Source organism: Streptomyces sp. NPDC031554, assembly GCF_055580685.1.
Genome location: NZ_JBVIKX010000003.1, coordinates 483,865 through 499,147, shown reverse-complemented (window position 1 = coordinate 499,147; position 15,283 = coordinate 483,865). Strand labels below are relative to the sequence as shown.

Below are 15,283 nucleotides of genomic sequence, written 5' to 3'. Positions count from 1 at the left end.
TGGGTCCCTTCTGCTACTTGACGACGGTGCTGACGGCGGGGGCGAGGAAGCTGTCGGCGACGAGGTAGCCGCCCAGGAGGAGCACGGCGATGAGCCACCACGGCGGGCGGGCGAGCTTGATGCCGAGCGCGCCGACGGCGAGCAGGGCGAGCCAGAGCGGAACGTCCACGACGGTTCTCCTAGGCCTTGCAGCGGTGGGTGCGGGCGGCGAGTTCGGCGGCGGCGCGGCTGGAGTAGTCGGCGCTGAAGCCGCAGCGGGGGGAGGTGCAGGCGGCGGTGTGGGTGTCGCGGCCGCGGCCGTCGTAGGAGGTGGCGACCTCGACGGGGCCGATGCGGATGCGGTCGCGGAAGCGGCGGCGAGCGGTCATGGCTGTCTGTCCTTCCTGGTCAGGTGAGCTGGAGTTGTGCGGCGATGGCGTCGGTCATCGGGTCGGGCAGGCCGAGCCGGGCCGCGAGGACTTCGGCCGGCATGGGGGCGCCGGTCGTCGCCCGGTGGGTGTCGGCGAGCTTGCGGGCGTGGTCCAGCAGCGCGGTCGGGACCGTCGGAGCGGCGGGGGCGGGCCGTGCGGGGGCGGGGTCGAGTTCCGGCACGTCCACGTCTACGGATGGGGCCGGGGCGGGGGTGTCGGTGCGGTGCGTTTCGACTTCCGGCGCGGGCGTCTCGTCCACGGGCTGGGGGTGTGCGTCAGGGGCCGCGGGGGTGTGGACCAGGAGGGTTCCGCCGAGGAAGGCCAGGGCGGGCCATCCGGCGACGAGGATGCGCAGCCAGGCCGGGACGTGGCCGAGGTCGAGGAGGCCGGCGGTGGCGACGTTCGCGCCGAGCGAGGCGACCAGGGCGATGACGAACCAGGTCCAGGCGGAGCGGTCCCGGCGGACGGTACGCAGTCGGCGCCAGGCGGCGACCAACAGCAGGTCCACGGAGATCGGGTAGGCCCAGGCTTTCCAGCCGGACTGTCCGGCGGCTTCGGCCAGGTCGTGCAGGTGGGCGAAGGACAGCGCACCAGCGATGACGGCTTGGACCAGGACCGCATCCGGGCGGATCGAGCGGGACACGTGCGGCACCTCCCTTCGAAGGAGTCGGGGCATGACGGGGTAGGGACCTGGCGCGAAGGGCGGTCGCGCCGACCGTGGGTGAGGGGGTGTTACTCGGTGACCGGGCGGGGCTTGACCAGCGACGGACCGGCCGTCGGCGCCTTCGCCGGGACGAAGGGCCGGAACGGATCGAGGAACGGCAGGGCCGGGACCAGGTGGGCGAACTCCTGGCAGACCGCCACCACGTCCGCTTTCGAGATCTGCGGGGTGCGGATCTTCGACCAGCCGCCGGAGGCGTCCGCCGCGACCGCGGTTCCGGGGCGTTCCATCGGGATCAGGCTGGCGGCCGGGACCGCGTCCGGGGCCACGTCGCCCAGGCCCATCTCGGCGGTCTGTTTGTCGTTGACTCGGTGCACGACCCGGCCGGTGAGCTGGGCCCGCAGCATGGTGGCGCCCTTGCCGAGGTCGGAGCCGAAGCGCTGCCCGCAGATCTCCAGGTAGATGCCGGCCGCACGCGCCATCTGCGCCAGGCGGATCAACGCGGTGACGATCCGCTCGCGGCGCTCCTCGTCCTTGCGTGAGGAGATCAGGAAGAGTTCCGCGATCTCGTCGACCAGGACCACCACCGGCACCGGCCGCACCGGCTCGGGCAGCTCCCACAGATCCGAGGCGCCGTGGCGGGCGAGGAGGTCGAAGCGGTCCTCCATCTCCGCGACCAGGACGCCGAAGAGGGAGGCGGCCTCGTCCGGGGTGGTGGCCAGGGCCGACAAGCGGGGCGCGAAGGCGGACTGCTCCACCCCGCGCTTGCAGTCGACGCCCACCAGCGCGACCGGCAGTTGCGCCAGACCCTTGATCAGGTTGCGCAGATACATGGACTTGCCCGACTGGTTCGCGCCGAGCGTGAGGGCCATCGGGGCGTTGCGGTAGTCCCGCTCGAACGCGGTCGCATCCTCCCGCAGCGCCACCGGCACCACCATGTCCCGGGGTCGGGCGGTGCGCGGCATGCGGACCCGGCGCAGCACGTCGTAGCCGGTCATCCGCAGTTCGACGAAACCGGGCCGGGTCTCCACCACGGTCACCGAGTGCACGCCCCAGGCGTGACGCAGCCGCTCCGAGGAGGCCATCAGGTCGGCGGGCTCCAGGCCGGCCGGGAGCCGCAGGGTCACCCGCAGCCCGGTCGAGGTGGGCCGCACCCGGCGGATCTTCGGCGGGACCGGCTGCACCTCACGGCGGGCGACGTTGCGGGTCATGAATGCCCGCAGACCCGACGGCTGCACCGTCAGCCCGCACACGTCCATCGTCGACCGGTACGAGAAGGCGAACCGCCCCCAGGTGACCGGCAGCCCGACCAGCGACCAGTACACGCGCGGGGCACGCACCTTCGCGTAGCCGAGACCACCGGCCCCCGCTAACGCTCCTGTGGCCTCCAGCCACATCGTCAGGTCGGCCATGGTCAGGCCGCCGGGGTGATCGCGACCGCGCGGAACGAGATCCCGTGCCGCTTCTCGCCGTTGAACGTGTTCTCCCAGTCCCGGGCCTTCAGGCCGACCACCTGCACCGGCATGCCCGGCATCAGACCCTCCGGGTAGCCCGTCTCCGGAACGGTCACCTGGTAGAGGTTGCCCTCCCCCTCGTCCGAGACCAGCAGGCCCACCGTCGACAGGCCGGCACCGGTGTCCCGGTCGATGGCCCGCTCACCGGTCTTCTTGTTCGCCATCTTCGGTTCCGGCGCGGTCGCCACGAACACCACAGCGGTCGAAAGGTCGATCTTGAACGACGGCATCTGATACTCCCTGCGTTGACGTAGAGCAGCCCAAAGAAGGCCCTCAGAGGCTCGCTGTCCTGGGACTGCGAGCGGCTAAGCGCAATAGTGCATCGCAGTCCTGGGACTGTCAACAGTCCTGGGACTGTGCTTGACTTGTCTCCGTTAGGAAGGTGACGCGCGATGGCGCCTAAGTGGCGGGAGCTGGCAGACAAGCTGGCTGAGCAGATCAGGCGGGGCGAGTACGAGCCAGGCGAGCAGCTTCCGCAGATCAGGGAGCTTGTGGCAGCCGGTGAAGGCTCCAAATCCACCGTCCATCAGGCTTACAAGGCACTTGAGGCCGAAGGCCTGGTCACCTCGTCGCGCGGACACGGCACGGTCGTGCGGCAGCAAGTCCCTCTCAAACGACTCGGTATCGCGCGGTACGACAAGGTCAAGTGGCGCGACGGCGACGAAGTCGCGTTCATCGCGGACCGCGTCGCTTCCGGGCGCAGCTACCGCCGCAACGAGCAGACCCAGACGATCAGTCTCGTGGAAGCCCCACCAGCAGTCGCGGCCGCGCATGGTCTCTCAGAAGGGGCAGAGGTGTACGCGCGAGCGCGACTCGTGAAAGAGGGCAACCAGCCGACGCACACCCTGACCAGCTACTACCGGCCCGAGCACGTCGAGGGCACTCGACTGGTGGACCCGACTCCGGGTCCGGCCGGCCGAGGCGGCGGGTTCCGGGTGCTGTTCGACGCGGGTTACGAGATCGACCACATGAAGGAAGTGCTGTTCGCCCGTGTCCCCACGGCCGACGAGGCGAGTCTCCTCCAGCTGCCGCCGGGTGAACCCGTCGTCGAGTTGCATCGAACGACCTACACGGCCGCGGGCACGGTAGTTGAGTTCGCCATCGGTGTGCACGCGGCATCGCGGTTCGCCTGGGAGTACGACTTCAAGGTCCCGGACTCGGCGAAGGGGGAGGAGACGCAGCCATGATCTCGGCACAGGCCTGGGCCGACGCGCGGAAGCTGTGGGACTACCACCAGATGGGTCACTCCCTGCGGCCGTGCTCAGTCGCTATCGGCCTGGGCAGCCACGATCTGGGGGTGGCCGACACGGCGGTGGACCTGTACAAGCGCGGCATGGCTCCGCTGCTCCTCTTTACGGGAGCCACCAGCCCCACGACGCGGGAACGCATGCCGAGAGGTGAAGCCGTCCACTACCGCGAGCGGGCGCTCGAACTCGGCGTCCCCAGCTCGGACGTACTCGTGGAACCGCGGGCCCGCAACACCGGAGAGAACATCCGCTTCTCCAGAGACGTGCTGGAAGACGCCGGGGTGGACGTGACCTCCGTACTCCTGATCAGCAAGCCGTACGAAGAACGCCGGGCCTACGCGACAGCACGCAAGCTGTGGCCCGAAGTCGAGGTCGTCAGCGCTTCCACTCCGATGACGCTCGCCGAGTACGCCGACTCGATCCAGGATGCCCGCCTGGTTATCGACATGCTGGTGGGCGCCCTCCAGCGCTTGCTCATCTACCCGGAGCAGGGCTTCATGATCAGCCAGCTTGTACCCGACGATGTGCGCCAGGCCTACGAGCGCCTTTGCCGCGAGGGCTTCACCAGTCGGCTACTCGCCTCTGACCGGCCTGTCGCCTGAGCTGTTACAGGTTTCTCTACCTCATCAAGCCCCGGCTGCGCTCCGCTCCGCCGGGCGCGCTCCCGGCTCCGCCGCGGGCGACGCTCCTGCCTCCGGCCCGCTCCGCCCGCGCTGCGCCGACGCGCGCCCAGTGTGGATAGGGCCGAAGGCCATGAGGCGATCACCGCACAGAACGTCCACGGTCAAGACGATGCCTCCGGCGGGGGATCGGCCGGCACCGGGATGGAGGGGGCGCCGTCGCCGACCGCGGGCACGTTGGGGCGTGCGCGGGGAGCTCCCATCCCGTCCACCGCCGACCCAGGCAGAGCCGAGCAGACGCGGCCCAGGGGCGTCAAGGTCGTTCGTACAGTGGCGCGCTCCACCTTGACGCCCCTGAACCACGCCCGCTCCACGGTGTGTGGGTCGACGGCGGACGGGATGGGAGCTGGGGAAGGTCGTGGGTTCCTGTCGGAAACGGCAGTTCAGGGCGGTATCGGATCCGTGCTCTGCGAGGCCCGGCCGCGATACGGTGCTACATGAAGGGGGTTGTGGTGGAAGATCAGGTCTGGCAGTTGCGTCGAGGCCATCAGGCCATCGGCGTCCTCACACTCGAAGCCGTCGACATGTTCTGGACCGACTGCCGGTTCGAGCCCTCAACTGGCTGGCCAGCCCTCAAGCCGTTCATTGACGCATCCCGGACCGCATGGAAGCGGAAGGACGAGGACGCGGCCATCGCGGCTGACGAGGCCATCTATGCGCTTGGCCTTGAGTTGGTGCCCGAAAGCGGGGGTGAGGTCATCAGAGACTTCCTGCTGAGGATCGACGGCGATACCGCACGCTTCCGGTACTGAGTCGTTGGGCCGTCCCTGGGCCGTCCGAGGCTCGCCGGCGGGCGGAAGAAGATGTGGCAGGGCATCGTGGGACGGGCCGAGCTCCTGATGGTGGGGCAGCCTTTGTCAAGACCACGTGCGGCGCCTGACACCAGCGGCTGACACCAACGAGCACGAACAGCAGCGGTCGGCGCCGGACCTCAGTGGACGCTCGACCGAGGCCTAGGGGCCGTTGGTTTATGTCGACAGACCCCCGTGATCGACCTGATAAGGATGAGGCCACAGGTTCAAATCCTGTTAGCCCCACCATTCGGAAAACCCCCGGACCATCGGTCCGGGGGTTTTCCGTCATCACCGGCCGACACCGGTGTCCGACGCCGACGAGGGCATGCGGGACCGGTTGACGCCGTATCCCTGTGCACCGCCCTTGCCGGCGTGGCGCGGGACGAGCGGTGTCGGTGTGTTCCCGTGATCGGCCCGGCAAGGGCGAGGCCACGGGTTCACATCCTGATCGGCCCCATCGGCGCGAAGACCCCACCGTTCAGGTCGAGGGCTTTCTGCGCGTCTGTATGTCTGTGTGCCTGTGCGGGCCCGGGGCGAGGGCTGCCGGGCCGTGAGACTCGCCCGGAGCCCGGAGCCCGGAGCCCGGTCCACTCGGTGTGGGCATGGCGAAGGCCCGGTTGCTCCTGGGGAGCTGCCGGGCCTGCATCGTGCGGCTGTACGCAAGTTCGCCGTTACGTCGTGATCGTGGTCGTGGCCGGGTGTGGCACGTCGTGCCGGGGCGTCAGGACCGGAGGGCCGGTGCCGTGAGCTCGGTGGTGAGGTCGGTCACTGTGTCGCACGGGGTCGTGAGGTCGTCCGGTTCCGTCTCGGGAAGCGGGCTCCGGCGGCAGTTGGGGGACTTTCCGTGGGCCTCGGCGTGGATGCGCTGCTTCATCGTGGGAGGCAGGGACCGGGTCGGCAGCCAGGACGTCCTGGGGGTCGCCGCCGGCACGTTCGCGGGTACGGTGCTGCTGCTTTCGCCGCTGTTGCGCATCGGCTCGCTCTGCGCTACCGCCGCCGTGGCGCTGGTCGTGACGAGTCCGAGCGCGGTGCACAGCGCGAGGAAGGCGGTGATGAAGGCGGTCCAGAGCTTCGTGATCCGGTTGTCGGTCATGGCCCCTCACTTTCGGGTCGGGCGATTTGCGTACTTTCCTCATGATGTGTATGCGAGGCGCGAAGTGGTGGACCGACGCCCGTGGCGTGGTGTTGTTCCGATGAACACCACCCGGATGGGCGCAAGGGGGTCGATAACCCGCCGAAGATGGGCGAAGTGACCCTCCGTGCGGACGTGATCACTCTCCGGCCCGAGGGCGTGATCCGCTGTCGTGACCCTGCCTACAGGGCCGTCGAGGGCGGGAGTTGGAGGGCCGACGCAGGTCACCGATCGGTATCGGCCGGTGTGTATAGTCGGGCGCCAGAGGTCCCCTACGTCAAGGAAAGACGAGGTCGCGCGGTGAAGAAGCTTCTCCTGGTCGCACTGGCCGCCATCGGCGGGCTCCTCGTGTACCGCCAGATCCAGGCGGATCGCGCCGAGCAGGATCTGTGGACGGAGGCGACCGACTCCGTGCCCACGGGTTCGTGAGTACCGACACCGAATACTGATCAGGCCCCGACCGCCCCGTGCGGTCGGGGTTTTGTGTTGCGGGGGAGGCCGGCCCCGGGTAGAGGCGGCGGGACGGCCGTTTCGGACGTTCGTGCGGGATGCGGGGACGGTGTCCGGGCCGGCAGGGCAGGATGGCCCACGGCCGGGTCCGGACGGGACCGCTGCCGGCGAGGTCGAGGGGGCGTGTGATGGGCCGGCGTACGGGGTGGACGACCGCACCGCGCGGGGCCGCACCGCGCGAGGCCACGGCGCGCGGTGCCGCACCGCGCGGGGCCACGGCGCGCACGGTCGTCGGACGGGTCGTGGCCGTGGCGGCGGTGCTCTGCACGGCTTCGGCCGGGCTGCCGGGGGCCGTGGCGCGGGCCGCGGGCGCGGCGGACGCACCCGCCTACGGGTTCGACCGGAGCGCCCGCTCCGTCACCGCCGCCGGGGACACCGCCGACGCCGTGCGCCTGGAGCCGGGCACCACCTACCGCAGTGCCCTCGAGGGCCCTGAGAAGGCCTACTACCGGCTGGAACTCGACGACGCCTCGAACGCGTACGTCTCCGTCACGGCCGTCCCGCGCGCGGGCGCCGCGCTCTCCGGCGGCGACGGCGTCAGGGTCTCCGTGCAGAACGCCGACGGCAGCAGCTGCTCCTACGACACCGCGACCGTGGGCGCCTCCGGGGACCCGCATCCGGTCACCGCCTGGGGAGCGCGCGAGATCCTGGTGGGCAAGGGCCTGTGCCAGGAGGCCGGCACCTACTTCCTCGTGGTCGAGCCCACCGGGACCGGCACCGGGGGCGAGCGGCCCTGGGAGCTGGAACTGGTGCCCGTGTCCGAGCCGCCGGCGGCCGACGACGGCGGTGCGACGAGCGTGCCCGAGGTGTGGGACTCCGCCACGCCCGCACCCCTCGACGAGGAACCCGTCGACCGGCCGGGCGGCGACGGCTTCTCCGGCGCGACCGCCGTGGAACAGGGCGTCTGGCGGGACGAGATCGTCCCCGGCCAGACCCTCTACTACAAGGTGCCCGTCGACTGGGGACAGCAGCTGTACGCCACCGTCGACCTGGACGGCGCGGGCGCGGACTCCGGATTCGTGGTCCCCGCCCTCGACCTGACGGCCCACAACCCGGTGCGCGCCGAGATCGCCGGTGCGAGCGTCGGCTACGGAGGCACCGGGAAGTCGGTCTCCCTGCCCCCGCTGCCGCCGGTCCGCCACGTCAACCGGTACGCCCCCACGGATCCGTCCCAGAGCCTGCGGTTCGCGGGCTTCCACTACCTCGCCGTGCACCTCTCGGCGCACGTCGCCGAACGCTTCGGCGAGGGGCCCTACGGGGTGAGGCTGCGCGTCCGGGTCGTCGGGACCGCACAGGCCGGGCCGGGGTACGAGGGCCGCTCGGTGCCGGACGGTGTCTTCGGCACCGGGGCACGGAGCGGACAGGGCACCCCGGCCGGGGGCACGGCCGACGGCGGTGGCGGTGCCGGGGGCGACGGCGCGATGGCGGCGGTCGCCGTGGGCGGCATCGGTACCGGCAGCGCGCTGCTGCTGGTGCTCGGCGTGTGGACGGTGACGGCCAGGCGCCGCGCCTCCGCTCAGATCCGGGCCAGCGCCCAGAACCCGACGGCGTAGCAGGCCAGGGCCAGCAGCAGGAGGGGCAGCGCGACCTTGGCGGGCGGCCCGGGCCGCCGGGCCGCTCTCGCCCGGCGGTGACCGTGGCGGCGGCCGGGCTCCGGAGCCGGGGCCGCGGGAGGCGGAACCCGGGGGTCCTGAGCGGTGTAGGAGGCGGTCGAGGTGTCGACCCGCAGGGCGGACGGGGGACGGGGCGGCAGGACGAAGGTGGGGGCGTCGTGGGCACCCCCGGGGAGGGACGGTCCGGAGGCCGTGGACGGGTGCGGGGGAGCCGACGGGCGGAAGCCGTCGACGTCCGGCCGGGCCGGGCCGGGCGGTACGGCGTCGGCCGCGCCGGTCCCGTGCGCCACGACGCCCGCGGCCGGCCCCGGTCCGGCCTGCGGCACGGGGGGCCGTCCCGGTGGCATCGGGGGCTGCGCGGAGGGTGGGCCGGGGGGCGGGAGGACGGTCGCGCCGGTGGTGGGCGGTGCGGCGAGCGGGCCGGCGGGTGGGGCGGGGGGCCCGGAGGTCACGGAACCCGTGCCCGGCCACGCCGGCAGAGGATCTTGGCCCGGTCCCCCGGAAGAGGATCCTGAGGCGCCCGGCCGTGCGGGCGTCCGTCCGAAGGACGAGGAGGCCCCCGCCGCTCCCGGCGCCGGCCCCAAGGGGCCCAGGGGTCCGAAACCCTGGGGCAGCGGGCCGAGTTGGTCGAAGATCTCGATCTTTTCGTCGTCCGGACCGGGCCCGGGAAGCAGTTCGGCGGCCGCGGCCAGTGCCTTGCGCGCTCCCGTCGCGGTGCGGAAACGGGCCTCGGGGTCGGGCTGCAGCAGCGTGGCCACGACCTGCCACAGCGGTTCGGGGACCCCCTTGGGGGCGCCCGGGGTTCCGTGCTCGGCGAAGTACTGCAGGAGGGCCTTGGCGTCCGGCCTGGCGCCCTCCAGGAGGTACAGGGCGACGAGGCCGACGGCGAAGAGGTCGGCGGGGAAGTCGGGTTCGGCACCCATCATCTGTTCGGGGGCGAGGTAGCCGGGCGTCCCCACCACGAGGTCGGTGTCGGTCAGACGTGGTTCGCCCAGCCGCATCGCGATGCCGAAGTCGGACAGCCGCAGTCGTGGGCGGGCCGTGCCGGTGGCCTCCAGCAGGATGTTGGCGGGCTTGATGTCACGGTGGACGACGCCCTCCGCGTGGACCGCGGAGAGTCCGGACAGCAGCTGGTCGAGGAGGGTGCAGACGAACGGGGGAGGCAGCGGGCCGTAGTCGCCCACGAGGTGGACCAGGGAACCGCCGGTGACCAGGTCCATGGTGAACAGGACCTTGTCGTCGTCCGCGGCCCAGCTGGCGGGGGCGAGGACGTGGGGGTGGTCGATGCGCAGCGCCTGCTCGCGGACGAAGCGGAGCAGCGCGTGGGCGTCGCTCTGCTGGAGCACCTTCGCGGCGACGTAGCGGCGGCGGCGGTGGTCCCAGGCGCGCCAGACGGCGCCGACCCCTCCGCGGCCGATCGGGTCGGCGAGTTCGTACCGTGCGGCGAAGACCTCACCCATGGTGGTGCGTCGCTCCTCCCCCGTCGGGATTCCCCCTGCTGTCCCCTCGCTACCCCGGTGATGAGTGATACGACCCCCGTGGCCCGTCACGATCCGGCTCGCGTCGTCCCCCGGCGAAGAGCGCCGCTCGCGCGCTCCTCGCGGTCCTGCGCTGTGCCCTCGGCCCGGTCGCCGAACCCCCTTCGGTCACCGGGCCCGGTGCTCAGCTCTGGTGGGACTGGTAGTGCGCCACGGCGTCGGAGGTGCGGCCGGCGCCGTAGACCTTGAGGAACTCTGCCAGTTCCGGGTGGGTCGGGGCGAGGGTGTCGGCCGCGTCGATGATGTCGCCGGCGGCGGCCACCGAGCGCAGCAGCGACTGGATCTCGCGGACGACCCGCTTGACCGTGGGTGCCCCCGAACCGCTCGTGGTCTGCGTGGTGTTGCTGAGCACCGATCCTCCCTGCGACCGCTTGATCTCGTCCATGCGCTCGGTCGCCTCGGCGGCGCTGACGCTGCCGTCCGCGACCTGGGCGGCCAGTTCCTGCAACAGCTGCACCCGCTGTACGACCGCCGGGTTGCCGATCTTCGCCCGCTGCCCGCTCATCAGCTGGGACAGCATCGGTGCCGACAGCCCCAGCACCCCCGCGAGACGAGCCTGGTTGAGGCCGAGGTCGTCTATGAGCTTGCGGAAGAGCGCCCCCAGCGGCTCCCCGTACCAGTTCCGCTGCAGTTCCCGCGCTCTCGCGGTGGCTTCCTGCTGTGCGGCGTCCATGTGCGTCTCCCCATCGCTTCCCCAAGAAACCGCGGTTCGCTGTCGCGAACCACGCCGAGCATCTTACGGAGAGTGGTCATCCGCGGGGACCCCCAATCTTTTTGCGGGATACGGGGGGTGACCCGGTACTCTGGTCGTCGGCGCCCGCCGGGATCGTCTCCTCCGGCCGGATGCTTTCCCATGAGGGGCCTTAGCTCAGTTGGTAGAGCGCTGTCTTTGCATGGCAGATGTCAGGGGTTCGACTCCCCTAGGCTCCACGCGTGACATGCCTTCCGACCTGTGGAAACACGAGGTCGGAGGGCATTTTCGCGAATACGCCGTGTACCGGTGCGCGCACCGCGGCCGGCCGGGCGGCGGGGCCGCGTGAGCGGCGGTGGGCCCCCTCCCGGCTCCCGCGGCCGGGCCGGCGTCGGCGCCCCTCTTCTGTACGGCGGCGGCTCCCAGGACCTCGAGCAGGTCCTGGGAGCCGCTGTCACGCACGGGCCCGGATCGAGGGCGGCGCCCGCCGCCCGGACCGGGCTCCGCGCCCGGGCCGGACCGGGCTCCGCACCCGGGCCGGGCCGGGCCGGGCCGTCAGCTTCCCTGGAGCGTCACGTCGTCGATGACGAAGCTGGTCTGCAGGGACGAGTCCTCGGAGGCCGTGAAGGTCACCGTGACCTGCTGCCCGGCGTAGGAGCTGAGGTCGACGGACTGCTGGAGGTAGCCGCTCGCGGCGTTCACGTTGGACCTGGTGGCGAGCGTGGTGCCGTTCACCTGTACCCGGAGGACGTCGTAGGCGGTGGAACCCGCCTCGTCGGTGTCGATGTGCAGGTGGTAGGTGAGCGTGGCCCTGGTGCAGCCCTTCGGGACGGTCACCGACTGGTTGATCGTCTCGGTCCTGCTGCTGCCGTAGCCGCCGAGCCACGCGAACCGGGTGCCGGTGCGCGCCGACTGGCCGCTCTGGGCGCCGATGGTGCCGGTGTCGCCCGTCCACGGTGACGTGCCGCTCTCGAACCCGCCGTTGACGATTCTCTGGCCGGTGTCGCACGAACCGGAGCCGTTGACGGTCAGCGTGTACGTCGTCGTGTGGGTGGCCGAGGACCCGGTGCCGGTGATGGTGAGCGTGTACACGCCGGGTGCGGTGGACGCCGTCGTGGCGACGGTCATGACCGAGCTGCCGCCGGAGGTGACGGACGACGGCGCGAAGCTCACGGTGACGCCCGCGGGGGCGTTCGTCGCGGACAGCCGGACCGTCTGCGCCGAGCCGCCGGTGGTGCCGGTGGCGACGGTGGCCGTGGCGGAGGCGCCCGGGTTCACCGTGCCCGAGGAGGGGGCTGCCGAGAGGGAGAAGTCGTCGACCGGTGTTCCGGTGCCGACCGCCTGCTTCCACAGGGTGTGGGCGATGCCGTCGGACGCGCGGTCGAGGCCGGTGTCGTTGACGTTGGCGGTGGTGTCGCAGGACGAGTGGTAGCACGGGTCGTACGAACGTCCCGCGGTGCCGCCCCACTTGGCGGCCTGCGCCGAGGTCTTGGTGGCGCTCGCGCCCATCGCGTAGCCGGAGGTCGCGATGCCGTACTGCTCGAAGGAGTAGTCGTCGCTGCGGCCCGCGCCCTCGGTGTTCTCCTCGGGGGCCAGGTTCAGGGAGTCCCAGTACGCCTTCATCGGCGCGGCGGCGGCCGAGGTGATGTGGTTGATGAAGTAACCGCCGTTGGTCGAGGCGATCATGTCGAAGTTGTAGTACGCCTTGATCTGCGACCTCTGGGTGGCGGTCAGGGTCCTGGCGTAGAAGTCGGAGCCGTTGAGACCCTGCTCCTCGTCCGTCCACCAGCCGAACCGGACCCGGTTGAGCATGGTGGGGTTCTGCTGCGCGAGCGTCAGCGCGGTCTCCAGCAGTGCCGCGGATCCCGAGCCGTTGTCGTTGATGCCGGGTCCCGCGGAGACGCTGTCCAGGTGGGCGCCGAACAGGTAGACCCGGGTCGCGTCGCCCTTGGGCCATTCCGCGATCAGGTTCGTGCCCGCGCCGCTCGTGCAGCCGGAGGTGCAGGCCTGCTCGGTGACGGTGTAGCCGGCCGCCTGGAGCTTGCCCTTCACGTAGGCGAGCGACTGGGTGTAACCGGCGCCGGTGGCCCTGCGGGTGCCGCCGTTGCGGTCCGCGATCGCCTGGAACTCCGTCAGGTGCGCCTTGACCTTGGCGACGTCGATGTCGGGGGCGCCGGTGCCGGGGGTGCTCCCGCCGACGGTCAGGGTGTACTGCGCGGTGTGGTCGCTCTGGGCGCCGTCACCCCGGACCGTGAGGGTGTACGTCCCGGGTGCCGTGGAGGAGGTGGTGGACACCGTCATGGTGGCGCTGTCGCCCGAGGTCACCGACGAGGGGCTGAAGGAGACGGAGACGCCGGCCGGCGCTCCGGTCGCCGACAGGGCGACGGACTGGCCGCTGCCGCTGGTCACGGTCGTGGAGAGGGTCGCCGTGGCCGAGCCGCCCGGCTGGACGGTGGCCGAGGAGGGTCCGACGGCCAGGGAGTAGTCGGAGACCGGCGCGCCGGTGCACGTGGGGTCGGCCGACTGCGCGGGCACGCTGACCGCGTCCCAGGCGGCCTTGGTCCTGTTGAACAGAGCGCAGGTCGCGTCGAGGTTCTTGGCCGCGGTGAGGGTCGCGGTGCGGTAGCGCTTGTGGGTCATGCCGCTGGTCTTCAGCAGCATGCCGCCGTAGAAGATCTTTCCGGCGTTCTGGACGCCGACGCCGGTGAGCGTGGTGTTGTTGCAGGTGGGGCTGGCCGGCTTGCCGCCTCCGGGGTTGCTGCCCTCGGCCAGCAGGTAGAACCAGTGGTTCAGCGGGCCGGCGGCGGCGTGCACCTCGGTGGTCGGGATCGACGACGAGTAGCAGTTGGGGTCGCCGATCTTGGACGGGTCGTACATGGAGCGGATCGGGCCGCTGCCGACGAGGTCGATCATCTCGCCGACCTCGTAGTCGCCCGGGGTGTCGTAGGGCGCGGGCTGGTCGGCGTAGGCCTCGGTCAGCGCGCCGAAGATGTCGCCGGTGGCCTCGCCGAGGCCGTTCTCGTTGTCGGCGCCGCCCGGTGTGTTCTGGTCGATGCCGTGTCCGTACTCGTGGGCGACGACGTCCATGGAGGCGATCCACTTGTTCGCCTGGTTGTGGCCGATGGTGACCCTGGTGCCGTTCCAGGTGGCGTTGACGTCGTTCAGGCCGACCCTGGTCGGCCAGCTGCCGCCGTTGCCGTCGTGGCCGTTGCGGCCGAGCCAGGCGCCGAGCATGTCCCACTGCTTCTGCGCGCCGTACAGGGCGTCGACGCAGCCGGTCTCCTTGCTGCTCGCGCTGCCGGTGCCCCAGTTGTCGTCGGGGCCGCTGAACACCGTGCCGGTGCTGTGGTCGGCGCAGCTCAGTCCGGGCCGGGTCGGGTCGCTGAGCTGGTAGCTGCTCCCCGACCGGCCGGTGGTGATCGGCAGCGGGCTGGGGCCGTTCCACTCGCTGGTGCCGTTGCCCTCGCGCACGTCGTCGTACGCGTCGAGGACCTTGCCGGTGCGGGCGTCGACGAAGACGTGGAGCCGGCTCTCGTGCGCGTCGGGGGCGGCCGTGGAGCCGGTGACGACGGTCTCCCAGGCGAGTCGCGCCCTGTCGTCCTGGACCTTGATCACGAGGCGCTGGGACTCGGTCCGGTCGGCCTTCGCCAGCCTCGCCCGGCTGGTCCGCGCCGCGGCGGCCGCGCCGACCTCGGCCCGGGTGCCGGTCGAGATCCTGACGTCGGAGGCGTTGTGCGCGGCGCGGACCTTGCCCTCGCCGTCCGCGAGGACGACGGCGTCGCCGCCGACGACGGGCAGACCGCGGTAGGTCCGCTCGTACGCCACTGAGTACAGCCCCTTGAGCCAGGGCGTCACCATGCGGCGGTCGTAGCGCTCGTCGGGCCCCTTGGCCAGGGCGTCGAACCCGCTGGTGGTGGCCTTGTCCGCGGCGGCTATCGCACGGTCGACGGGTTTGGGTCCCGGCTTCCCGGCGGCCCGGGAGGGGGGTTCCGCGTGAGCGGCGGATGCGGTGGGCAGGGCCACCGTTCCCAGGGCCATGGCCAGGGAGAGGCCTGCCACGGCAAGTCTTCGGTTCACCGGTGCTCCTTGCGGGGGTCATGTGGGGAGGCGTGCTGGTTCCGGCGGCGGTGGCCGAGGAACGCCCAGGCCGTGAACACCACTTGGTGACACCGGACACAGCGGTGGAGGGCGTGGGCAGCGCCCTCGGAAGAGGCGGTGGGTAGTCATGTCCATGCCTGGGCGGCAGAACACTCACACCACCCGGCCGCACGGTCAACGGAGTTCGCCCGCCGGAGGGCCCCTTGTCAAAGAGCGGCAAACGCCGAACGATGACCGCGCACTCCTGCGGCGCGGCTCTGCGGCGGTCGTGGTCCCCCTGCCGGGCCGGCTCCGCACCACGGGCACGCCCGGCCGCGCGACGCCCCGGCCGCGCGACGCCGGTCTCGGGCGTGTGACGTCGGCCTCGGTCTCGGACGCATGATGTCCCGGAGCCG

Annotated in this window: 14 protein-coding genes and 1 tRNA gene; 6 read left to right on the top strand and 9 right to left on the bottom strand. The window is 71.6% G+C overall.

Features of this window, described 5'->3' with window-relative positions; translation table 11 throughout:
• Window positions 1-13: 13 nt before the first annotated feature.
• From ACZ5FU_RS10895 to ACZ5FU_RS10875, 5 genes are all read right to left on the bottom strand, one after another.
• The gene (locus ACZ5FU_RS10895; protein ID WP_366058296.1) at window positions 14-169 is read right to left on the bottom strand and encodes a hypothetical protein; all 156 of its coding nucleotides are present in this window, start codon (window positions 167-169) and stop codon (window positions 14-16) included.
• 10 nt (window positions 170-179) lie between these two features.
• Window positions 180-368, bottom strand: coding sequence for a mobile element transfer protein (locus ACZ5FU_RS10890; protein WP_469045231.1), 189 nt, complete (start codon window positions 366-368; stop codon window positions 180-182).
• 19 nt (window positions 369-387) lie between these two features.
• Window positions 388-1,053 carry a DUF2637 domain-containing protein gene (locus ACZ5FU_RS10885; protein ID WP_469045230.1) on the bottom strand — a complete coding sequence of 222 codons (666 nt, stop codon included), beginning with the start codon at window positions 1,051-1,053 and terminating at the stop codon, window positions 388-390.
• An 89-nt stretch (window positions 1,054-1,142) separates the two neighbouring features.
• Complete coding sequence (locus ACZ5FU_RS10880; RefSeq protein WP_469045229.1) at window positions 1,143-2,483, bottom strand: FtsK/SpoIIIE domain-containing protein; 1,341 nt, start codon at window positions 2,481-2,483, stop codon at window positions 1,143-1,145.
• 2 nt (window positions 2,484-2,485) lie between these two features.
• The gene (locus ACZ5FU_RS10875; protein ID WP_469045228.1) at window positions 2,486-2,815 is read right to left on the bottom strand and encodes an SCO3933 family regulatory protein; all 330 of its coding nucleotides are present in this window, start codon (window positions 2,813-2,815) and stop codon (window positions 2,486-2,488) included.
• Window positions 2,816-2,977: 162 nt separating this feature from the next.
• Between ACZ5FU_RS10875 and ACZ5FU_RS10870 the strand changes: the two genes are divergently transcribed.
• The 3 genes from ACZ5FU_RS10870 (at window position 2,978) to ACZ5FU_RS10860 (ending at window position 5,264) form a co-directional block, all read left to right on the top strand.
• Window positions 2,978-3,772 carry a GntR family transcriptional regulator gene (locus ACZ5FU_RS10870; protein WP_469045227.1) on the top strand — a complete coding sequence of 265 codons (795 nt, stop codon included), beginning with the start codon at window positions 2,978-2,980 and terminating at the stop codon, window positions 3,770-3,772.
• A complete protein-coding gene (locus ACZ5FU_RS10865) occupies window positions 3,769-4,434 on the top strand; it encodes a YdcF family protein (protein ID WP_469045226.1) in 666 nt (221 codons plus the stop codon). Before ACZ5FU_RS10870 ends, ACZ5FU_RS10865 begins: the two co-directional genes overlap by 4 nt.
• A gap of 530 nt (window positions 4,435-4,964) precedes the next feature.
• Window positions 4,965-5,264, top strand: coding sequence for a hypothetical protein (locus tag ACZ5FU_RS10860; protein WP_469045225.1), 300 nt, complete (start codon window positions 4,965-4,967; stop codon window positions 5,262-5,264).
• A 763-nt stretch (window positions 5,265-6,027) separates the two neighbouring features.
• Here ACZ5FU_RS10860 and ACZ5FU_RS10855 read toward each other — a convergent pair.
• Entirely contained in the window at window positions 6,028-6,399 is a 372-nt protein-coding gene (locus ACZ5FU_RS10855; RefSeq protein WP_468834042.1) for a DUF6344 domain-containing protein, read from the bottom strand.
• A 339-nt stretch (window positions 6,400-6,738) separates the two neighbouring features.
• Between ACZ5FU_RS10855 and ACZ5FU_RS10850 the strand changes: the two genes are divergently transcribed.
• Both ACZ5FU_RS10850 and ACZ5FU_RS10845 read left to right on the top strand, forming a co-directional pair.
• Complete coding sequence (locus ACZ5FU_RS10850) at window positions 6,739-6,867, top strand: DLW-39 family protein (RefSeq protein ID WP_003999697.1); 129 nt, start codon at window positions 6,739-6,741, stop codon at window positions 6,865-6,867.
• Window positions 6,868-7,076: 209 nt separating this feature from the next.
• Window positions 7,077-8,501, top strand: a complete 1,425-nt coding sequence (locus ACZ5FU_RS10845) for a hypothetical protein (protein ID WP_469045224.1) — start codon at window positions 7,077-7,079, stop codon at window positions 8,499-8,501.
• Here the strand turns inward: ACZ5FU_RS10845 and ACZ5FU_RS10840 are convergent.
• Both ACZ5FU_RS10840 and ACZ5FU_RS10835 read right to left on the bottom strand, forming a co-directional pair.
• The gene (locus tag ACZ5FU_RS10840; protein ID WP_469045223.1) at window positions 8,465-10,021 is read right to left on the bottom strand and encodes a serine/threonine-protein kinase; all 1,557 of its coding nucleotides are present in this window, start codon (window positions 10,019-10,021) and stop codon (window positions 8,465-8,467) included. The genes ACZ5FU_RS10845 and ACZ5FU_RS10840 overlap by 37 nt on opposite strands.
• 202 nt (window positions 10,022-10,223) lie before the next feature.
• On the bottom strand, window positions 10,224-10,772 hold the full coding sequence (locus ACZ5FU_RS10835; RefSeq protein WP_401467535.1) for a helix-turn-helix domain-containing protein: 549 nt from the start codon (window positions 10,770-10,772) through the stop codon (window positions 10,224-10,226).
• A 184-nt stretch (window positions 10,773-10,956) separates the two neighbouring features.
• Between ACZ5FU_RS10835 and ACZ5FU_RS10830 the strand changes: the two genes are divergently transcribed.
• Window positions 10,957-11,029 (top strand) — tRNA-Ala (locus ACZ5FU_RS10830).
• A 316-nt stretch (window positions 11,030-11,345) separates the two neighbouring features.
• Here the strand turns inward: ACZ5FU_RS10830 and ACZ5FU_RS10825 are convergent.
• Complete coding sequence (locus tag ACZ5FU_RS10825; protein WP_469045222.1) at window positions 11,346-14,867, bottom strand: M28 family peptidase; 3,522 nt, start codon at window positions 14,865-14,867, stop codon at window positions 11,346-11,348.
• Window positions 14,868-15,283: the final 416 nt, after the last annotated feature.

Bases quoted from the DNA above. Each gene is read 5' to 3' on its own strand.
- ACZ5FU_RS10855 (WP_468834042.1), bottom strand. From the start codon at position 6,399: ATGACCGACAACCGGATCACGAAGCTCTGGACCGCCTTCATCACCGCC.
- ACZ5FU_RS10865 (WP_469045226.1), top strand. From the start codon at position 3,769: ATGATCTCGGCACAGGCCTGGGCCGACGCGCGGAAGCTGTGGGACTAC.
- ACZ5FU_RS10840 (WP_469045223.1), bottom strand. From the start codon at position 10,021: ATGGGTGAGGTCTTCGCCGCACGGTACGAACTCGCCGACCCGATCGGC.
- ACZ5FU_RS10845 (WP_469045224.1), top strand. From the start codon at position 7,077: ATGGGCCGGCGTACGGGGTGGACGACCGCACCGCGCGGGGCCGCACCG.
- ACZ5FU_RS10870 (WP_469045227.1), top strand. From the start codon at position 2,978: ATGGCGCCTAAGTGGCGGGAGCTGGCAGACAAGCTGGCTGAGCAGATC.
- ACZ5FU_RS10880 (WP_469045229.1), bottom strand. From the start codon at position 2,483: ATGGCCGACCTGACGATGTGGCTGGAGGCCACAGGAGCGTTAGCGGGG.
- ACZ5FU_RS10875 (WP_469045228.1), bottom strand. From the start codon at position 2,815: ATGCCGTCGTTCAAGATCGACCTTTCGACCGCTGTGGTGTTCGTGGCG.
- ACZ5FU_RS10835 (WP_401467535.1), bottom strand. From the start codon at position 10,772: ATGGACGCCGCACAGCAGGAAGCCACCGCGAGAGCGCGGGAACTGCAG.
- ACZ5FU_RS10890 (WP_469045231.1), bottom strand. From the start codon at position 368: ATGACCGCTCGCCGCCGCTTCCGCGACCGCATCCGCATCGGCCCCGTC.